The following is an 18,737-nucleotide window of genomic DNA, read 5'->3' as shown; positions in this document are numbered from 1 at the left end:
CCTCAGGGCGACGGTTCGCGCGCCGCGCCGGCGGGGTCGGGGGCTCCGGGGTGGTCCGGAGCCGGCGCCCCGGCCGCACCGGCCGCCTCCACGGACTTCACCGGCTTCCCGACCGGCTCCCCCGCCGGGAACGGGTCCGGCTTCACCGCCCCCACCGCCTTCGGCAGCAACTCGCGGCGCCCCGACAGCAGATACGTCAGCGCGAAGCCCGTACCGACCACCGTCGCGCCGCCCACCGCGTCCAGCACCCAGTGGTTGGCGGTCCCGATGATCGCCGAGACCGTGAACAGCGGGTGCAGCAGCCCCAGCGGCTTGATCCACTTCGGGGCCAGGATCAGGATGATCAACCCGCACCACAGCGACCAGCCGAAGTGCAGCGAGGGCATCGCGGCATACTGGTTGGTCAGCTTCGTCAGCGCGCCGTAGTCCGGGCTCGCGAGGTCCTGCGGGCCGTGCACGGTGTCGATGAAGCCCATGCCCGGCATCAGCCGGGGCGGGGCCAGCGGGTAGAACCAGAAGCCGACCAGCGCCAGGATCGTGGCGAAGCCCAGCGACGAGCGCGCCCAGCGGTACTGCGCGGGGCGGCGGACGTACAGGATGCCGAGGATCGTCAGCGGCACGATGAAGTGGAAGGTCGAGTAGTAGAAGTTGAAGAAGTCCTCGGCCCACCCCGCCTTCACCGTCGCGCGGTTGGCCCAGTGCTCGATGTCGATGCCGAGCGCCCGCTCGATGGAGTGGACCTGCCTGCCGTGCTCCTCGGCCGTCGCCCGGCCCCCGGTCGCGGCGAGCCGGATCTTCGCGTAGACCGAGTAGCCGACCCGGATGACCAGCAGTTCCAGCAGCAGGTTCGGGCGGTTCACCACCCGCCGCCAGAACGGCGCGAACGGGACGCGCTTCCAGCGCGAGGGTACCGGCCGCGCGTACTCGGTCGGCACGGGCCGGGCGAAGTACGGGGACGTACGGGACAGGAAGGGCACCCCGCAGGCCGCCGCGAGTGCCACGATCAGCAGCGCGTTGTCCCGTACGGGGTGGAGCACCGCCATGTTCGGCAGCAGCATCTTCCCCGGCAGCGTCATCACCAGGACCACCACCGCCGGCCACACGAACCGGTCCCTGGCCTTCGTGCCCACCCGGCCGACCACGGCCAGCAGCACCCAGAGCAACTGGTGCTGCCACGCGGTCGGGGAGATCGCGACGGCCGCGCAGCCGGTCAGCGCGACGGCGAGCAACAGCTGTCCGTCGCGCGCGTAGCGCACCGCGCGCCGCAGGCCCAGGAAGACCACCCCGGCGGCGAGCAGGAGGAAGAGGACGATCTCCAGGGGCCCTTCGAGGCCCGCGCGCAGGAGCGCGCCGTGCAGGGACTGGTTGGCGAGGCTGTCGGCGCTCTCGCCGAGGCCGGCGCCCGCCACATGGTGTATCCAGTACGTCCACGAGTCGGCCGGCATGACGACCCAGGCCAGGGCCGTGAAGAGCCCGAAGGTGGACACCGACGTCACGGCGGCCCGTCTGCGGCCGGTGAACCAGAGCAGCGGCGCGAAGAGCAGCACGGTCGGCTGGAGGGCCGCCCCGATGCCGATGAGGACCCCGGAGCCCCGCTCGCCGCGGACGACGAAGCAGCCGAGCAGGACGAGCAGCACGGGCAGGATGCTGGTCTGGCCGAGGCTGAAACTGTTGCGCACGGGCAGGGACAGCATGAGCAGGCTGATCGCGAGGGGCGCGGCGAGCAGGTCCGTACGGCGGGAGGCGCGGCCCGGCAGGGCGCGGGCGACGACGAGGCCGAGCGCGACGACGAGCAGCAGCGTGCCGAGCGTCCAGGCGATCCCGAGGCTCTCCTGCGCCGCGCGGGTCAGCGGCTTGAGCACCAGCCCGGAGAACGGGGTGCCGGTGAAGGCCTTGGTGTCGTACAGCGAACCCGTCACGTGCAGGACGCCGTTGTCACCGACCCACGTCTCCAGATCGGTCAGCCGTTCACCGGGCGGGCGTCTGAGGACCGCCGCCGTCTGTCTCACCGCGAGCACGGCGGCGATCAGCCACAGCACGGCGCGTACGGTGCCGAGCCTCGCCCCCGCCGAGCCCGCCGCCACGCCGCCGTTCACGCTGTGCTCCGCATTCGCCACGCCGCGCCGACCCTCCGTCCGAAAACGCCATCCCTGGGGCATAGAGCCTCGCACCACCCTTCCGGGAAGACTCAGGCAACCCCCTCTTCGCCTGACCGTCATCCCTTTTTTGTCCCGATGCCCCCGCCCGCGCCCCGGCCCGGGGCACGCATGGGCGCACGCGCGAGCGCATGCCTGAGGCGCCCGCGAGCGGGCTCATGTCCTCGGCGGAGACGCGGACCCGGCCTGATCCGGATCACTCCAGAAGGGAATCCTGCACCCCGGCGCGCCCCGGCCCGAACCACGACGCGCCCGCGAGCGGTACGCGGACACACGGAAGGGAGGCGGCGGGCCGTCCCTTGCCCGCCGCCTCCTGGTCTGTCGGGCCGCGCCCCGGGGGGGCGTGCCTCAGCCGCGCGTCAGATGCGCAACAGCCGTTCCGTCACCTCGCGGTAGCTCTGGAGAGCGAGCCGCAGGTCCTCGGTGTCCGTGCCGCCGTCCTTGTCCTGACCGGGGGTGTCCCAGTCGGCGCGCAAGGAACGGGGGCGCTCCGCGAGGGCCTTGCCGAGCCGTTCGGCGGTCTCCTCCAGCACACCCGCGGCCTCCTCGACGGAGCGCCTCGGCCCGTCGACGAAGGAGCTGAGCGCGTCCTGGAGACGCTGGGTCAGCTTGTCGCTCTCGTCCTGCGGGAAGAATCGCGCCTTCGAGTGATCCGTCTTCGCGGCGCTGGGGGTCTTACCGGCCGGGGTGCCGGTGGCCGTGCGGTCCGTGGCGGTGTCCCCGGTGGTACGGGTCGGTGCCTCCGGGGTACGGACGGGGCTCTTCACCTCGCGGCCTTCGCGCACCTCGGGGGTGGCGGGAGGGCCGGTGGGCCGCTCGGCTCCGGTGGTGCGGTCCGGGGTGCTCGTACGGTCGGTCCCGCTCGTACGGTCGGTGGCGCCCGTGCGGTCCGGGGTGCTCGTACGGTCCGGGGCGCCGACCCGGTCGGGGCGGTCGGAGCGGTTGCCGTGGTCGCCGGTGGCGTCGGTCGTGTCGCCCGTGGCGGTCGTATCGGTCGTGTCGGTCGTCTTAGCGGGCTTGCTCGGGTCGTACGTCATCACGCACCACTCCCTTTGGGTCGCAGCGAAAGGTTCCGGTTCCGGCCGGCGCTCCCGTGGCGGTCGCCACCGCTCTCCCCGGGGCGGGCCAGGATCAGCTGTTCGAAGAGCTGCCGCGCGCCGACCATGGCCTCGCGCAGTTCTTCCGTGCTCGCGCCGCTCCCGGCGTCGGAGGCCACGTGGTGGACCCTGCGGTAGCCGTCCACCTCGTGCGCGTGGTGGACGGAGAGGGCGTCGAGCTGGTCGTCGTAGGCCGTGTCGGGGTAGCCGCGCTCCGCCGCGAGCCGGGCCAGCAGTTGGTCGGCCTGGGCGACGGCCTCCTGGGGGGCGTCGACAAAACGCTCCTGGAGTCCGCTCCAGCCGGCCACGTACTGCTCGCGCTGCTCGGCGGAGAGGGGCTGGGTCCGCAGGTCGCCGTGGCGGCTGACCCGCTCGGCCAGTTCGTGCTCCGCGGCCTTGGTGTCCCCGTCGTGCCGCGCCACGGCGCGGTCGTACTCCGGGCCGAACCGGCGCTTGAGCCCGCCCCGGCCGCCCTTCTTGCCGGGTCCGGCGTACAGGACGGCGCCGACAATGATCACGAAGACCACGATCAGACCGATGACGATCAGGACTGTGGACATGGCTTGCCTTCCTGTCTCTCTACTCGTCCCGGCTCGTGAACAAGTACTTCTGGCATTCGGGTTGCCCGTAATCCGTTGGCCAAACGGTCCGGGTCCCCGGTAGGGAAAGGACCATGAACTGGTCCGTACGTCCCGAGTCGTTCGCCACCGCGGAGGCGACCCGCCTGCGCCGCGCCTACTACGCCGAGGTGGCGGGCCGCTACTGGCACCGCCCGGCGACGGAGGCGGAGGTCGACGCGGGGCTCGCCGACGACCCGCCGGACCTGCTCGTGCCGCCCACCGGGGAGTTCGTGGTGGGCCGGTACGGCGGCGAGGCGGCGGCCTGCGGCGGACTGATGCTGCTGCCGGGCGGGCCCGCGCGCCTCCCGGCCGCCGAACTGACCCGGGTGTACGTGAGCCCGGCCGCCCGCGGCACCGGCGGGGGCGGCGCGCTGCTCGCGGCCCTGGAGGCGGCCGCGCGGCGGCTCGGGGCGCGGCGGGTCGTGCTCGACACCCGGCTCGACCTGGTGGAGGCGCGGGGGCTGTACGGGAAGCACGGGTACGGGGAGATCGCGGCGTACGGGGAGCCGGGACCGTACAGCGAGATCTGGTACGGCAAGCAGCTCACCGGCTGACCGGGTCACCGGCCGGCTGACCGGGTCACCGGCTGACCCGGGAGGGCCGCGCCCGTCCGGCGACCGCCCTCGCCCACGGGTCCGTTCAGGCGGCGTGGTCGCGGGGCGCGTCCGGGCCGCGCGGGCGTTCGCCGTCGGAGCCGCACAGCTCCGCCGTGAGCTCCTGTAGCAACTGGACCAGGTCCGTGGGCCGTTCGGGGGTCCACCAGTCGCCCAGCAGCTCCGCCAGCGACTCCAGGCGGGCGTCCGCGAGGACCTCGCCCGCGTGGGCCCCCTTCGCGGTGAGCGTCAGTTGGACGCCCTCGCGGCGGACGAGGGCGCGTTCCTCCAGCTGGCGGGCCGCGTCGGTGACCACCGTGACCGGCAGGGGGACGGAGGCGGCGAGCGGCCCGGGCTCGACGGCGCCCCGGCGGCGGATCCGCAGCAGCAGCCAGCTCGCCGCCGGGAGGAGGTCGTACCCGGCCTTCGCGGTGATGTCCTCGTAGATCCTGCGGCGGCCCTCCCGCGTCCCGAGGACGGACAGGGCGCGGGCGACCTCGTCGCGGGAGGAGCGTTCGACGGGGTTGGCGGACAGGGTCTGGCTGGCCTCCGGCGCGGTCACCGAGCCGCGCAGCTTGTCCTCCTTGAGGAAGCACGCGACGGCGAAGGCGAGGAGGACGACCGGCACGGCGTACAGGAACACGTCGGTGATGGAGGTGGCGTACGCGTCCAGGACGTCGGGGCGCAGCGCGGCGGGGAGGCGGCCGACGGCGCGGGGGTCCTCGGCGAGCCCGTCGGCGCTGACGCCGGGGGGCAGCGGGCGGCCGGCGAGGGTGTCCTGGAGCTTGCTGTGCAGGAGGTTGGTGAAGATCGTGCCGAAGATGGCGACGCCGAAGGAGGACCCGATGGAGCGGAAGAAGGTGGCGCCGGAGGTGGCGACGCCGAGGTCCTGGTAGCTGACGGAGTTCTGCACGACGACGACCAGGACCTGCATGACCAGGCCGAGGCCCGCGCCGAAGACAAAGAAGTAGGCGCTCATCTCGGCGGTGCCGCTGTCCTGCTTCAGCTGGTGGAGCAGGAGGAGGCCGACGGCGGTGACGGCGGTGCCGAGGATCGGGAAGGCCTTCCAGTGGCCGGTGCGGCTGACGATCTGGCCGGATCCGGTGGAGGTGATGAGCAGCCCGGCCACGAGGGGCAGCATGTGCACGCCGGAGAGGGTGGGGCTGACGCCCTGGACGACCTGGAGGAACGTCGGGAGGAAGGTCAGCGCGCCGAACATGGCGAAGCCGACGACGAAGCTGATGACCGCGACGAGCGTGAAGGTCCTGATACGGAAGAGGCGCAGCGGCAGGACGGGTTCGGCGGCGCGCCCCTCGACGCGGAGGAAGACGGCGAGCAGGACGAGGCCGACGGCGGCGAGCGTGATGATCTGCGGGGAGCCCCAGGCCCAGGTGGAGCCGCCGAGGGAGGCGACGAGGACGAGGCTGGTGGCGACGGACGCGATGAGGAGGGTGCCGAGGTAGTCGATCGTGTGCTTGGTCCGGCGTACCGGGATGTGCAGGACGGCGGAGATGACGAGCAGCGCGACGATCCCGATCGGGACGTTGATGTAGAAGACCCAGCGCCAGCTGAGGTGCTGGGTGAAGAACCCGCCGAGGAGCGGGCCGAGGACGCTGGTCGTACCGAAGACGGCGCCGAACAGGCCCTGGTACTTGCCGCGTTCGCGCGGCAAGACGATGTCGCCGACGATCGCCATGGAGAGCACGATCAGCCCGCCGCCGCCGAGGCCCTGGAGGGCGCGGAAGGCGATGAGTTCGGGCAGGTTCTGCGCGATGCCGCACAGGATCGACCCGATGAGGAAGATGACGATGGCGGTCTGGAAGAGCTTCTTGCGGCCGTACTGGTCGCCGAGCTTGCCCCAGAGGGGGGTGGCGGCGGTGGAGGCGAGCAGGTAGGCGGTGACGACCCAGGACAGGTGGTCGAGGCCGCCCAGCTCGCTGACGATGGTGGGCAGGGCGGTGGAGACGATGGTCTGGTCGAGGGCGGCGAGCAGAAGGCCCATCAGGAGGGCGCTGATGGCGGCCAGTACGGTCCGCGGACTCTGCCCCTCGCCGGGCGCCGGACTCACGGCCCGCTCGCTCGCGTCCTGAGCCATGGATCGCCTCCTTCGTCTCCGCCCCCACCGCTTCACCCCCGCCCGGCCCCCCATCCTGTCCGCTGCGTCCCGTTATGCCCGCCCAACCCCCCGGCGCGTCGCCCGGCCGCCGACGGGGCGGTGGGAGGGGGCCTGCATAATCGCCGCTCCAAGGGGAGGGATCCGACTGTGAACAACAACCGGAACGGCCACGGCCACGACGACGGCCCGGCACCGACAAGGCCGGCGGACGCGGAGGGCGCTCGGGCCGCGGGGGCGGGGGGTGCTCACGCTGCGGGGGCGGCGGTGGAGTCGGCCGCGCGGGCGGGGGTCGCTCATGCCGCCGACCCGGCGGCGGGGGCCGCGCCGGGCGCGGGACTGGGCGCCGAGGCGGGCGTGGGCGCGGCGACAGCCACGGAACCGGACGCCGTGCAGGGGCGCACCGCCGACCAAGGTGCCGGGGCAGGCCCGGGTGCGGGGACAGGCCCGGCGACAGCCACGAGCCCGGACAACGCGTCGGGGCGGGCCGGTGATCAGGGCGCTGGGGTAGGCCAGGGCGGTGCGGCAAGGCTGGGGGGTCAGGAACCGGGGGTTGCTCCTTGGGTGGAGGGGGGTGCTCAGGTGCGGCAGGGTGGGGCGCGGGTGTGTCCTGAGTGTGGGGCCGTGACCGCTGTCGGCGGTGGGCCCGGGTGTTTCTGTGCCGGGCGGGTCGCGCGGGCCCATCGGGCCGGGCGGAGTCAGGAGATCGCCGCGGCCGAGGTCTTCGACGAGCGGCGCATCCGGCCGTACGTGACCCTCCCGACCGGGAACGACGAGACGCGTGAACCGTTCGTCACCGCCGGCCCCCTCCCGCCCCTGGCCGCGGCGGAGTCACCGTCCGCGTCCGGGGCGAGCGGCGCCGAGCCCCCGGCAGGGCCGCCCGCCGCACGCCGCGCCGCGCGCCACCCCCGTCGCCGCCGCCCCCTCAAGGCCGTGGCGCTGGGCGCGGCCGCCGTCGCGGTGCTCGGGACCGCGGCGTTCGCCGGGGGGCTGTTCTCCGGCGAGGACGCCGACTCCGCGCACCTGGACGAGGGCCTCGCAGGCTCCCGGCCGACGGCCGCCGGCCCCGACGTCGCGTTGTCCGGCGACCCGGCCGGGGCCTCCCGTACCGCCTCCCCCGACGCGACACGCGGGACGGCCGGCGCCTCCCCGTCCCCGGACGCGTCGGAATCGCCGGCATCGGCGCAGTCGGGCGCCTCGACCGAGGCCTCCGCGCCGCCGGAGGCCGTACCGTCGGAACGCCCCGAGACGGCCCCGCCCGCCACCGAGCGCCCCGCCGACGCACCGCCGGAAGGCTTCGCGCCGCCCTCCGGCCTCGCCGCGAACGGGCTGCGCCTCGGCGACTCCGGGCCCGCGGTGGCGGACCTCCAGCAGCGCCTGGCCGGGATACGGCTCTACCAGGGCACCCCGGACGGCCAGTTCGACCAGCGCGTGCAGGTGGCGGTCGCGGCGTACCAGATCTACCGGAAGATCGGCGGCGACCCGCGAGGCGTGTACGGCCCCGACACCCGCCGGTCCCTGGAAGCGGAACCGGCGACGGGGAACGGGTCGGGACAGGGCCAGGGCGACGGACAGGGACGTGATCACCAGGGCCCCGGCCGACGCCACTGACCGACTTTGTACAATGACTAAACAAAGCGGCTCCGGACGTACTCCCTGACCGGCGGCCGGGGCCGCTTGACTCTTCCCCCGCCCCCTGGAGCACCCCGATGCCGGCCAGCACCACGCCCACCACGACCGTCCTGACGACCCGCGGCCTCCTCCTGGACATGGACGGCACCCTCGTCAACTCCGACGCCGTGGTGGAGCGCTGGTGGCGGCGCTGGGCGGTCGAGCACGGCCTGGACCCGGACGAGGCGCTCAAGATCGTCCACGGACGCCAGGGGCACGCGAGCATGGCCGTCCTGCTCCCGGACCGCCCGGTGGAGCAGAACCTCGCCGACAACCGCGCGATGCTCGCCCAGGAGACCGCCGACACGGACGGCGTCATCCCCGTCCCCGGCGCCCCCGCCTTCATGGCGTCCCTCGCGGACCTGCCCCACGCCCTGGTCACCTCGGCGGACGAGAACCTCGCCACGACCCGCATGAAGGCCGCCGCCCTCCCGATACCCGAACTCCGCGTCACCGCCGAGTCGGTCACCAGCAGCAAGCCCCACCCCGAGGGCTTCCTCATGGGCGCGGCGGCCCTGGGCCTGGCCCCGGCGGACTGCGTGGCGTTCGAGGACTCGGAAGCGGGCATCACCGCGGCCCGCGCGGCCGGCATGAGCGTGGTGGGCATCGGCCCCCGCGCACTCCCGCACGCCCCGACGGCCCACGCGCAGGACCTCACGCACGTCCGCGTCGAGCCCCTCCCGGACGGCCGGATCCGCCTGCACGTCACGGCCTGACGGTACGTAACACCGGATCCACGGCCAAACCACATCTAACGCCGGATCCACCCACACACCACGGCCTGACGGAACGTGACACCGCGACGCCCCGCGCCCCCCGCACGCCCCCCACCGTCACGCGACAACCCCCACGCGACTCCCGATCGACGCGCGTCCACCTCTTGATATGACGTGCACATGTCGTCACGCTGTTACCTGACGCCCACCCCCAGGAAACCCACCACCGCGACGATGGCGGGCGGTCGTACAGCCTTCTCCGCACCCCCACCTCAAGGGAGTTCGCATGTCTGGTGTCTACGCGCGTCGAATACGCCGCGCAGCCGTCCTCGCCGTTTCCGGCGCCCTCGCCGCCGCCGCCACGCTGCTCACCGCCCCCACCGCCCAGGCCGCCCTGCCCACGCCGGTCAGCGCCGCCACCGCGCGGACGTACCTCACGCAGCTGACGGTGAAGGCGGAAGGTTCCTCCAGCGGTTACAGCCGTGACCTGTTCCCGCACTGGATCACCCAGTCCGGCGCCTGCAACACCCGCGAGGTCGTGCTCAAGCGCGACGGCACGAACGTCGTCCAGGACTCCAGCTGCGCCGCCACCAGCGGCCGGTGGTTCTCGGTGTACGACGGCGCCACCTGGACCGCCGCCGCCGACGTGGACATCGACCACATGGTGCCGCTGGCCGAGGCCTGGCGTTCGGGCGCGAGCAGCTGGACCACCGCCCAGCGGCAGTCCTTCGCCAACGACCTGACGCGGCCCCAGCTCATCGCGGTCACGGACAACGTCAACCAGGCCAAGGGCGACCAGGACCCGGCCACCTGGCTGCCGTCCGTCACCTCGTACCGCTGCACGTACGTCCGTGCCTGGGTGCAGGTGAAGTACTACTGGAAGCTGTCCGTCGACTCGGCGGAGAAGAGCGCGCTCCAGTCGGTACTGAACGGCTGCTGACCGGACGGAAACCGGGCGGACCGGACGGACCGGACGGGCCGAGGAGATAACGTTCCCCTGCCCGCACCCCGATCCGCACCCGATCACCCGCCCCACTCGCCACGTCCCTCCGTCGTTCCGTACCGTACGGAACGACGGAGGAGGGCACACATGACCGGGCTGCGCCTGGGACCACTGCTGCGGTACGTCGACTGGGACGGCCGCGGCACCGCGACCGTCTGGGTCGAGACCGACCGGCCCTGCACCGCCGAAGTGCGGTGCGAGGACGGGGCGTACGGCACCTCCCGTACGTTCACCGTCGCCGGGCACCACTACGCCCTGATCCCGGTGACCGGGCTGACCCCCGGCACCGCCACCCCCTACGACGTCGTGCTCGACGACCACCGCGTCTGGCCGCCGGAGGAGTCCCGCTTCCCGCCGAGCGTGATCCGCAGCCCCCTCGCGGGCGCCACGGACCTCCAGGTCTCGTTCGGCTCCTGCCGCTGGGCGTCCCCGCCGCGCGGCGAGCCCGACCCGGTCGGGCCGGACGCCCTCGACACCCTCGCCCTGCGCATCGCCGCCGAGACCACCGCGACCGGCGACACCGTCCCCACCGGTTCGGGCGGCCGCGGCCACGAACGCCCCGACGTCCTGCTCCTCATCGGTGACCAGGTCTACGCCGACGAGACCTCGAAGGCGACCCAGAGCTGGCTGGCGAAACGCCGGGACCTGAAGGAACCGCCGGGCGAACAGGTCGCGGACTACGAGGAGTACAGCCACCTGTACGACGAGTCCTGGGGCGACCCCGACGTCCGCTGGCTGCTCTCCACGGTCCCGAGCTGCATGATCTTCGACGACCACGACCTGATCGACGACTGGAACACCAGCGACGCCTGGGTCGCCGACATGCGCGCGAAGCCCTGGTGGCAGGAGCGCGTACTCAGCGGGCTGATGTCGTACTGGGTCTACCAGCACCTCGGCAACCTCTCCCCCGACGAGCTGGAGACGGACGAGGTGTACGCGGAGGTCCGCGCGCGCTCGGACGGTACGGACCGGCTGCGGGAGTTCGCCGCCGAGGCCGACCGCGATCCGGCGTGCGTGCGCTGGAGCTACCGCCGCGACTTCGGCCGTACGCGCCTGGTCATGGTCGACTCCCGGGCCGCGCGCGTCCTGGAGGAGCGCGAGCGCGCGATGCTCGACGAGGGCGAGGAGCGGTGGGTCCGCGAACAGGTCCTGGACGAGCGGGGATCGTACGACCACCTGCTCCTCGGTACGTCCCTGCCCTGGCTGCTCCCGCCCTTCATCCACGACGTCGAGTCCTGGGACTCCGCGCTGTGCGGCGGCGAACGGGGGCCGCGGTGGGCGCGGTTCGGCGAATGGCTGCGCCGGGCCGCCGACCTGGAGCACTGGGCGGCCTTCCCCAAGTCGTTCGAGAGGCTGGCCGCGTTGATCGCGGAGGCCGGCGGCGGTCCCGGGGCGCCGGCGACCCTGTGCGTGCTGTCGGGGGACGTGCACCACGCGTACGTCGCGGAACCGCGTTGGACGGACGGAACGAACCAACCCGACGCGCACGTCGTCCAGTTGACCTGCTCGCCGGTGCACAACTCCATCCCCGCGTCGATGAAGATCGGTTTCCGGTTCGGCTGGAGCCGGGTGGGCCGGGGGCTCGGGCGCGCGCTCAAGCGGCACGGCCGGGTCGGCCGTTCGGCCGTCACGTGGCGCAGGACGGGCGGGCCCTGGTTCGGCAACCAGCTGATGACGCTGACCCTGCGCGGCCGGTCGGCCGGCCTGCGGCTGGATCACGCGCTCGTCCGCGAGTCGGGCGCGGAGCTGGTGACCGTACAGGAACGGACGCTGGCTCCCTGACACGGCGCGGGCGCCCGGGGTGACGGCTCGCACCCCTCCCCCGGGCGCCGAATGGGCGATCCGCACAAACCCTTCCCCGAACCCCCTTGATTTCCTTGCCTCAACCCGTCCGTGATCCTTCCCACAGAGGGTGATCCCCCGCCCAAGGGTTCGACTCCCGGTACACCAGCGGCATGATGAGCGGACGATCCGCTTCCAGTGGCGGCCTTCACCTTCCACCACCCCCCATGTCCCGGGAGCCACAGCTTGTCCGATGTACGGCAGCCCCTGCCCCACTCCCTCGCCGTCGTCGGCGCCGGCCCCCGCGGCACCTCGGTCCTCGAAAGACTCTGCGCGTCCGTGCCCGAACTCGCCCCGGACGTCCCGCTGACGGTGCACGTGGTCGACCCGGAACCGCCGGGCGCCGGCCGCGTCTGGCGCACCGACCAGCCCGCCGAGCTGCTGATGAACACGGTCGCCTCGCAGGTCACCGTGTTCACCGACGCGACCGTGGCGTGCGAGGGGCCGATCAGGCCGGGGCCGAGTCTGTACGAGTGGGCCGTGGACCGGCCCGGTGAGGCGCTCGGCCCCGACGACTACCCGAGCCGGGCCTCGTACGGCCGCTACCTGGAGTGGGCGTTCCGGCGGACGGCGGACCGCGCCCCGGAGAACGTGACCGTGGTCGTGCACCGGGCACGCGCGATCCGCCTCGACGACGACCTCACGGACCTGGGTGGCGACCTCACGGATCCGGGCAACGGCCTGACGGACCCGGGCGACGGTCTCGGGGCTCCGGCCGGGCGCGTGGCCGCCCCGGCCGGCCCGGGGCGCCCCGCCCTCCGCCGCCCCCGCCAGATCCTCACGCTCGACGACGGAACCACGCTCTCCGGGCTCTCCGCCGTGGTGCTCGCGCAGGGTCACCTACCGGTGATTTTCGGTCAGACCCAAGCCGTACTCGCCGAGTATGCGGAGCGTCACCGTCTGCGCTACGTCCCGCCCTCCAACCCCGCCGACGTCGACCTTTCTGGGATCGCTCCCAGCGAACCGGTGCTCCTGCGCGGGCTCGGTCTCAACTTCTTCGACCACATGGCGCTCCTGACGGCGGGCCGTGGCGGGATCTTTGCTCGCGACACCGAGGGCGTTCTCGTATACCACCCGTCGGGCCGGGAGCCCGAGTTGTACGCGGGATCGCGGCGCGGCATCCCGTACCAGGCACGCGGGGACAACGCGAAGGGACCCTCCGAGCGGCACCGCCCGCTCGTCCTGACGCCGGACGTGATCGCGGCGTTCCGCAAGCGCGCGGACGACGGCGACCGGCCGGACTTCCTGACCGAGATATGGCCGCTGATCGCCAAGGAGGTGGAGGCCGTCTTCTACGCCACGGTCCTGGCCACCGCCGCGGGCCAGGCCCCGGTCAACTCCCTCCCGCTGCCCCCGTCCCCGCCCCAGCCCGTGTCCCGGTCCTCGTCCCTGCCCCTCTCCCCGCCCTCCCCCCTGACCGCGTTCCTGGACCGCTTCCTCGCGGCGCCGCACGGCAGCCCGCAGGAGTCCGCCGTCCTGGACGACGCCGGGTTCGACGCGGCGGACCGCTGGTCCTGGGACCGGATCTCCCGCCCGTACGGCGACCGGGTCTTCCTCGACCCGGCCGATCACCGCGCCTGGCTGCTGACCCATCTGCGCCGGGACGCCGCGGAGGCCGCGCTCGGCAACGTCGCGGGTCCGGTCAAGGCGGCCCTCGACGTCCTGCGCGACCTGCGGAACGAACTGCGGCTGATCGTGGACCACGCGGGCCTGTCCGGTTCGTCGCGGCGCGACCATCTCGACCGCTGGTACACGCCGTTGAACGCCTTCCTCTCCATCGGCCCGCCCCGCCGCCGCGTCGAGGAGATGACCGCCCTGATCGAGGCGGGCGTGCTCGACGTGATCGGGCCGCGGATGAACGTACGCGTGCAGGACGGGGTGTTCGTGGCCGAGTCCCCCGAGGTGCCGGGATCGGCCGTACGGGCGACGACCCTCGTGGAGGCCCGGCTCCCCGAACCGGACCTGCGGCGCGGCTGCGACCCGTTGCTCTCGCGACTGCTGAAGACGGGTCAGTGCCGGCCGCACACCGTCGGTGGTTACGAGACGGGTGGCCTGGATGTAACACGCCGCCCGTATCACCTGATCGACCGTCAGGGCGAGCCGCATCCGCGGCGGTTCGCGCTCGGCGTGCCCACCGAGGGAGTGCACTGGGTGACGGCCGCGGGCGCCCGGCCGGGTGTCGACTCCGTGATGCTCTCGGAGACCGACGCGGTGGCACGTGCCACCTTGGACATCCTGGTCAGGGGCGTGAAACAGGACGCGGCGCGAATTGATCGCCCGTCGAATGTTGAACTTGCAAGCATTGATTAGGGATACCTAACGTGAGGGAGCCTCATCGGTCCAGACCAATGATCGAAGGAGTAACCCCCCATGAATGCTCGCCTCAACCACGCCCAGCCCTACGCGCTCGGACTCTTCCGGGTGGTCGTCGGACTCCTCTTCGCGTTCCACGGAGCGTCCTCGCTCTTCGGACTCTTCGGCAACGACGGCACCCCGGCCGGGACCTGGCCCGGGTGGTACGCCGCCGTCATCGAACTCGTCGGCGGCGCGCTCGTCCTGCTCGGCGCCGGCACCAGGACCGCCGCCTTCATCTCGTCGGGCTCGATGGCGTACGCGTACTTCACCGTGCACCAGCCCGAGGCGCTCCTCCCCATCCAGAACCAGGGCGAGGGCGCGGCCATATTCTGCTGGGCCTTCCTCCTGATCGTCTTCACCGGCCCGGGCGCCTTCGCCCTGGACCAGCTCTTCACGTCCGGCCGGTCCGGCGGCGCGAGCCGCGGGTCGGGTGAGGAGCGGAAGGAACAGCCGGCGCCCGTGGCCGCCTGATCCCCGTACCACCCCGTACCACGCACCACGCACCACCACGTCCCGTCACGTCCTGTCGAGACGTGCTGTCGAGATCGTGAGACGGCGCCCGGACGTCCGGCCCTCGGCCGGGCTCCGGGCGCCGTCACGCTCGGCACCGGCCCTCTCGACGGGCCGTCAACCCCGTAAGGGCACGGTCCCGGGAAAGGCTGGAAATTCCGGGCACCCCGGCGCGTCTGCCCGTACCCTTCAGGCGTACGCTGTATGGCTGGCAAGCTGCTCCTGTCCGCACTCCTGCGACTACGCGGCGTTGTTCACGGGATCGGGCGGGGAGTCGGAAAAGTGTTGGACAGTTTGGGGTCGCTGACGGGCAGCCCATGGATCTACGCCGTCGTGGCTCTCTCCGTGCTGCTGGACGTGTTCCTGCCCGTCCTGCCGAGCGGCGTGCTGGTGATCACGGCCGCCACGGCGGCGGCCGCCGGGACGAGCACCGTCGTGAACGCGGCCGACCAGGTGGCCCGCGTACCGCGCGAGGTGCCCTCGCTCCTGCTCCTGATGTGCTGCGCGGCCGGCGCGTCCGTCCTCGGTGACCTGGCGGCCTTCCGGCTCGCCTGGCGCGGCGGCGACCGGCTGGACCGGGCCATCGCGCGCTCCCGCCGGCTGACCACCGCCCAGGAACGTCTCGGCGGCGCGCTCAAGGCGGGCGGCGGCGCCCTGGTCGTCATCGCGCGCTTCGCCCCGGCGGGCCGCTCGGTGGTGTCCCTCGGCGCGGGCGCGGCGCACGGCAAGGTGAAGGAGTTCCTGCCCTGGTCGGCGCTGGCGGCCGTCGCGTGGACCGGGTACAGCGTGGGCCTCGGCTACTTCGGCGGCCAGTGGCTGGGTGCGAGCTGGGTGGGCGCGGCGCTGTCCGTCCTGGCGCTGTTCGCGGCGGGCTCGCTGGCCGCGTACCTGATGCGGCGGCCCGCGCAGGAGGCGGCGGCTCGGGCGGGCTCGGCGGAGGCCGCGCACGTACCGGCGCAGGCGCAGCCGCGCGAAGCCGTACAGGCGGCGACCGCTTCCTAGCCGCCGCCTCCCTCGCCGGCGGTCAGGCGCCGACGCTCTCCTTGACGGCTTCGGTATCGGGGCCCGTTGCGGCGGCCGAACGCTTCGCCCCGCCCCGGACCTCGATGCCCTGGAGCAGCCGGGCGGTGGCCTCGGCGATCTCCTCCACGGCCTGCGCGAACACCTCGCGGTTGTGCGCGGCGGGCTCACGGAAGCCGGACACCTTGCGTACGTACTGGAGGGCGGCGGCCCTGATGTCGTCCTCGGTGGCCTCTTCGGGGAGGACGGGCGGACGGAGGGTCTTGATGCTGCGGCACATACGTCCAGTGTGCCGCGTCCGCCGGCCGGGCGGCAGCCCCGCCCGCGGGGTGACCCGTCCGCGCCATCCATGTCGGCGATACGGCGATTCCGCGATACGGCGCCCTATGGTGACGCGGAACGGCAGCGGCAGCGGAAGTGGCGTCGGCAACGGCGTCGGTAGGCCAGGGGCCGGGGAGACCGGGAGACCGGGAGGAGCGGCGGATGCGGGACATCGCGGAGGGGCTGCGCGCCTGGCACGCGGCGGGAACGCGCTTCGCGCTGGCCACGGTCGTACGGACCTGGCGTTCGGCCCCGCGCCGGCCGGGCGCCACCATGGCGGTCGCGGAGACCGGCGAGGTGCTCGGCAGCGTGTCCGGGGGCTGCGTCGAGGCCGCGGTGTACGAGGTGGCGCGGGAGGTGCTCGCCTCGGGCGAGGCCGCGCTGACGACGTACGGGGTGAGTGACGGCGACGCGCTGGAGGCGGGGCTGACCTGCGGCGGGGTCATCGACGTGCTCGTACGGCCGGTGGGCGGCGGCCACTTCCCCGAACTCCCCGCCGTGCTCGGCCACCTCGCCGCGGGCCGGCCGGTCGCGGTGGCGTCGGTGGTCTCGGAGGACGGGCCGCCGGGCGGGAACCTGGTCGTGACGGCGGGCGCGACGACGGGGACGGCCGCCGCGGCGCCACCCGAATCCACCGGCACCCTGGGCGACGCGCGGCTCGACGCGGTTCTCGCCGACCGGGCCCGGGCGCTGCTGGCGCAGGGCCGTACCGGAGTGGTGCGCGTCGGCCGGCACGGGGAACAGCGGCAGGACCAACTCGCGGTCTTTGTCCAGGCTTTCGCGCGCCCGCCCCGGATGCTGGTGTTCGGCGCGATCGACTTCGCGAGCGCGGTCGCGCGGATGGGCAAGTTCCTCGGCTACCACGTCACGGTCTGCGACGCCCGCCCGGTGTTCGCGACCCGCGAGCGGTTCCCCGAGGTGGACGAGCTGGTCGTCCAGTGGCCGCACCGCTACCTCGACGAGCACACCGTGGACGAGGAGACGGTGATCTGCGTCCTCACGCACGACCCGAAGTTCGACGTGCCCCTGCTGGCCCGGGCCCTGCGGACCCCGGCCCGCTACATCGGCGCGATGGGCAGCCACCGTACGCACGAGGACCGGCTGCTACGGCTGCACGAAGTGGGCGTGGAGGAAAGCGCGTTGGCGCGCCTGGCGTCGCCGATCGGGCTGGACCTGGGGGCCCGTACGCCCGAGGAGACGGCGGTGGCGATCATGGCGGAGATCATCGCGCTCCGCTGGGGCGGCACGGGGGACCGGCTGTCCGGCGCGCGCAGGCCGATCCATCCCCGTACGCCGGCAGCGGGATGAGACACCGGTCACACGTACGGCGGTGATGTCACACTCCTGGACCCGCACCGCTCTCAGGGGGAACGGCGCGAGGCGCGGCACGACAGGAGGCCAAGATGTCCAACACCCCACCCCCACCACAGAAGAACACCCCCACTCCCCTCACACCCACACGCACTCCCACTCCCCCCACCCCCACGCAGGCCTTCACCACCCACCGCGAACTGCTCTTCTCCCTCGTCTACAACATGCTCGGCAGCGTGGCCGACACCGAGGACGTCCTCCAGGAGACCTGGCTCGCGTGGGCGGCCAGGAGCGCGGCACCGGACGCGGCCCCCGTCGAGCACCCGCGGGCCTATCTCGTACGGATCGCGGTGAACGGGGCCGTCGCCCGCCGGGCGGCCATCACGCGCCGCCGCGAGACGTACGTGGGCTCATGGCTGCCGGAACCGCTCGTCACCGCGTCCACCGGCACCCTCGGCACGGCGGCGGACTCCGGGAGCGCCGCCGACGCGGCGGAGCGCGCGGAATCCGTGTCGCTGGCGATGATGGTGGTGCTGGAGACGCTCACCCCGCTGGAACGCGCGGTGTTCGTGCTGCACGAGGTGTTCGGCTACGCCCACACGGAGACCGCCGACATCCTCGGCCGTACCCCCGCCGCCGTACGCCAACTCGCCCACCGCGCGCGCGAACACGTCCACGCCCGGCGCCCGCGCTACCGCGCCGACCCGAAACTGCGGCAGCAGGCGACCGAACGCTTCGTGGCGGCGGCCTTCGGCGGCGACCTGGAGGCACTGCTCCGGCTGCTCGCCCCGGACGTCACGCTGTGGAGCGACGGCGGCGGCAAGTCCAGGGCCGCGGGTCCCCGTCCGATCCACGGCAGCGACAACGTGGCCCGCCTCCTGGTGGCCCGCGCCACCCACGCCCCCGCCGACCTCGACATCCACTACCGCCAGGTCAACGGGGACCCGTCGGCGGTGCTGTTCAGCGGGGAGTCCGCGTTCGCGGTACTGGTGGTGGACCTCACCCCGGAGGGCGACCGGGTGAGCGACATCTACAACATCACCAACCCGGACAAACTGACCACGCTCCACGCCCGCCCTAGAACGGAATGACCCCGTTCCCTGAAATCCGCAGCCGCCCGCTCCCGATGGCCGTGGTCGTGGCGACCACCACCCCCTCCTGCCCGTCCGGCAGCCGGATCGTCACGACCCCGCTCTCCAGGGCGGCCAAGAACCCCTCCCCCACCTCCCCGGTCTGCGCACTCCCGCCCCACTGCCTGACGTCCCCGCTCCGACTCCCACTCAACGTAGCGACAACCTCGATGGCGGAGTCCCCGGCGATAAGGGTCGCGGGCCCCTGATAGTTACTCATCCCCCCAGTGTGCGCCCTACCTCACCCCCCGCCTCCCACCACGTCGGGTCTCGCCGCGA

Annotated in this window: 16 protein-coding genes; 10 read left to right on the top strand and 6 right to left on the bottom strand. The window is 73.2% G+C overall.

Annotation, left to right across the window (positions count from 1 at the left end; translation table 11 throughout):
- Positions 1–2: 2 nt before the first annotated feature.
- The 3 genes from HA039_RS24515 to HA039_RS24505 form a co-directional block, all read right to left on the bottom strand.
- On the bottom strand, positions 3–2,159 hold the full coding sequence (locus HA039_RS24515; RefSeq protein ID WP_208298701.1) for a bifunctional glycosyltransferase 87/phosphatase PAP2 family protein: 2,157 nt from the start codon (positions 2,157–2,159) through the stop codon (positions 3–5).
- A gap of 356 nt (positions 2,160–2,515) precedes the next feature.
- Complete coding sequence (locus tag HA039_RS24510) at positions 2,516–3,193, bottom strand: hypothetical protein (protein WP_167033453.1); 678 nt, start codon at positions 3,191–3,193, stop codon at positions 2,516–2,518.
- The gene (locus HA039_RS24505) at positions 3,193–3,813 is read right to left on the bottom strand and encodes a hypothetical protein (RefSeq protein WP_167033451.1); all 621 of its coding nucleotides are present in this window, start codon (positions 3,811–3,813) and stop codon (positions 3,193–3,195) included. Before HA039_RS24505 ends, HA039_RS24510 begins: the two co-directional genes overlap by 1 nt.
- A 113-nt stretch (positions 3,814–3,926) precedes the next feature.
- Between HA039_RS24505 and HA039_RS24500 the strand changes: the two genes are divergently transcribed.
- Positions 3,927–4,427, top strand: coding sequence for a GNAT family N-acetyltransferase (locus HA039_RS24500; protein ID WP_167033449.1), 501 nt, complete (start codon positions 3,927–3,929; stop codon positions 4,425–4,427).
- An 85-nt stretch (positions 4,428–4,512) separates the two neighbouring features.
- Here the strand turns inward: HA039_RS24500 and HA039_RS24495 are convergent, their stop codons facing one another.
- On the bottom strand, positions 4,513–6,561 hold the full coding sequence (locus HA039_RS24495; protein ID WP_208298700.1) for an MFS transporter: 2,049 nt from the start codon (positions 6,559–6,561) through the stop codon (positions 4,513–4,515).
- Positions 6,562–7,203: 642 nt separating this feature from the next.
- Here HA039_RS24495 and HA039_RS24490 point away from each other — a divergent pair.
- From HA039_RS24490 to HA039_RS24460, 7 genes are all read left to right on the top strand, one after another.
- The gene (locus HA039_RS24490; protein ID WP_167033445.1) at positions 7,204–8,190 is read left to right on the top strand and encodes a peptidoglycan-binding protein; all 987 of its coding nucleotides are present in this window, start codon (positions 7,204–7,206) and stop codon (positions 8,188–8,190) included.
- 98 nt (positions 8,191–8,288) lie between these two features.
- Entirely contained in the window at positions 8,289–8,966 is a 678-nt protein-coding gene (locus HA039_RS24485) for an HAD-IA family hydrolase (RefSeq protein ID WP_167033443.1), read from the top strand.
- Positions 8,967–9,252: 286 nt separating this feature from the next.
- Positions 9,253–9,906 carry an HNH endonuclease family protein gene (locus tag HA039_RS24480; RefSeq protein WP_167033441.1) on the top strand — a complete coding sequence of 218 codons (654 nt, stop codon included), beginning with the start codon at positions 9,253–9,255 and terminating at the stop codon, positions 9,904–9,906.
- 150 nt (positions 9,907–10,056) lie between these two features.
- Positions 10,057–11,751 (top strand): alkaline phosphatase D family protein, encoded by a 1,695-nt coding sequence (locus tag HA039_RS24475; RefSeq protein WP_167033439.1) that lies wholly within the window; start codon positions 10,057–10,059, stop codon positions 11,749–11,751.
- 246 nt (positions 11,752–11,997) lie between these two features.
- Positions 11,998–14,121, top strand: a complete 2,124-nt coding sequence (locus HA039_RS24470; RefSeq protein ID WP_208298699.1) for an FAD/NAD(P)-binding protein — start codon at positions 11,998–12,000, stop codon at positions 14,119–14,121.
- Between the two features lie 60 nt (positions 14,122–14,181).
- Positions 14,182–14,637, top strand: coding sequence for a DoxX family protein (locus tag HA039_RS24465; protein ID WP_167033437.1), 456 nt, complete (start codon positions 14,182–14,184; stop codon positions 14,635–14,637).
- A 321-nt stretch (positions 14,638–14,958) separates the two neighbouring features.
- A complete protein-coding gene (locus HA039_RS24460; RefSeq protein WP_167033434.1) occupies positions 14,959–15,678 on the top strand; it encodes a DedA family protein in 720 nt (239 codons plus the stop codon).
- 22 nt (positions 15,679–15,700) lie between these two features.
- On the opposite strand, the gene HA039_RS24455 is transcribed toward HA039_RS24460, so the two are convergent.
- Positions 15,701–15,976 carry a DUF2277 domain-containing protein gene (locus tag HA039_RS24455; RefSeq protein ID WP_167033432.1) on the bottom strand — a complete coding sequence of 92 codons (276 nt, stop codon included), beginning with the start codon at positions 15,974–15,976 and terminating at the stop codon, positions 15,701–15,703.
- Between the two features lie 203 nt (positions 15,977–16,179).
- Between HA039_RS24455 and HA039_RS24450 the strand changes: the two genes are divergently transcribed.
- Complete coding sequence (locus HA039_RS24450) at positions 16,180–17,325, top strand: XdhC family protein (RefSeq protein ID WP_167033430.1); 1,146 nt, start codon at positions 16,180–16,182, stop codon at positions 17,323–17,325.
- 95 nt (positions 17,326–17,420) lie between these two features.
- Positions 17,421–18,419 carry an RNA polymerase sigma factor SigJ gene (gene sigJ / locus HA039_RS24445; RefSeq protein ID WP_167033428.1) on the top strand — a complete coding sequence of 333 codons (999 nt, stop codon included), beginning with the start codon at positions 17,421–17,423 and terminating at the stop codon, positions 18,417–18,419.
- Here the strand turns inward: sigJ and HA039_RS34680 are convergent.
- Positions 18,406–18,537 (bottom strand): hypothetical protein, encoded by a 132-nt coding sequence (locus HA039_RS34680; protein ID WP_388337820.1) that lies wholly within the window; start codon positions 18,535–18,537, stop codon positions 18,406–18,408. The two genes, sigJ and HA039_RS34680, sit on opposite strands and share 14 nt — an antisense overlap.
- Positions 18,538–18,737: the final 200 nt, after the last annotated feature.

It is taken from the genome of Streptomyces liangshanensis, from assembly GCF_011694815.1.
Taxonomy (GTDB): Bacteria; Actinomycetota; Actinomycetes; order Streptomycetales; family Streptomycetaceae; genus Streptomyces; species Streptomyces liangshanensis.
This window is presented reverse-complemented; position numbering and strand designations above follow the sequence as displayed.

Excerpts from the sequence above, each read along its gene's own strand:
- HA039_RS24510 (WP_167033453.1), bottom strand. The coding sequence starts at position 3,193 with ATGACGTACGACCCGAGCAAGCCCGCTAAGACGACCGACACGACCGAT.
- HA039_RS24495 (WP_208298700.1), bottom strand. The coding sequence starts at position 6,561 with ATGGCTCAGGACGCGAGCGAGCGGGCCGTGAGTCCGGCGCCCGGCGAG.
- HA039_RS24485 (WP_167033443.1), top strand. The coding sequence starts at position 8,289 with ATGCCGGCCAGCACCACGCCCACCACGACCGTCCTGACGACCCGCGGC.
- sigJ (WP_167033428.1), top strand. The coding sequence starts at position 17,421 with ATGTCCAACACCCCACCCCCACCACAGAAGAACACCCCCACTCCCCTC.
- HA039_RS24465 (WP_167033437.1), top strand. The coding sequence starts at position 14,182 with ATGAATGCTCGCCTCAACCACGCCCAGCCCTACGCGCTCGGACTCTTC.
- HA039_RS24475 (WP_167033439.1), top strand. The coding sequence starts at position 10,057 with ATGACCGGGCTGCGCCTGGGACCACTGCTGCGGTACGTCGACTGGGAC.
- HA039_RS24515 (WP_208298701.1), bottom strand. The coding sequence starts at position 2,159 with ATGCCCCAGGGATGGCGTTTTCGGACGGAGGGTCGGCGCGGCGTGGCG.
- HA039_RS24505 (WP_167033451.1), bottom strand. The coding sequence starts at position 3,813 with ATGTCCACAGTCCTGATCGTCATCGGTCTGATCGTGGTCTTCGTGATC.
- HA039_RS24450 (WP_167033430.1), top strand. The coding sequence starts at position 16,180 with ATGCGGGACATCGCGGAGGGGCTGCGCGCCTGGCACGCGGCGGGAACG.
- HA039_RS24455 (WP_167033432.1), bottom strand. The coding sequence starts at position 15,976 with ATGTGCCGCAGCATCAAGACCCTCCGTCCGCCCGTCCTCCCCGAAGAG.
- HA039_RS24500 (WP_167033449.1), top strand. The coding sequence starts at position 3,927 with ATGAACTGGTCCGTACGTCCCGAGTCGTTCGCCACCGCGGAGGCGACC.
- HA039_RS24480 (WP_167033441.1), top strand. The coding sequence starts at position 9,253 with ATGTCTGGTGTCTACGCGCGTCGAATACGCCGCGCAGCCGTCCTCGCC.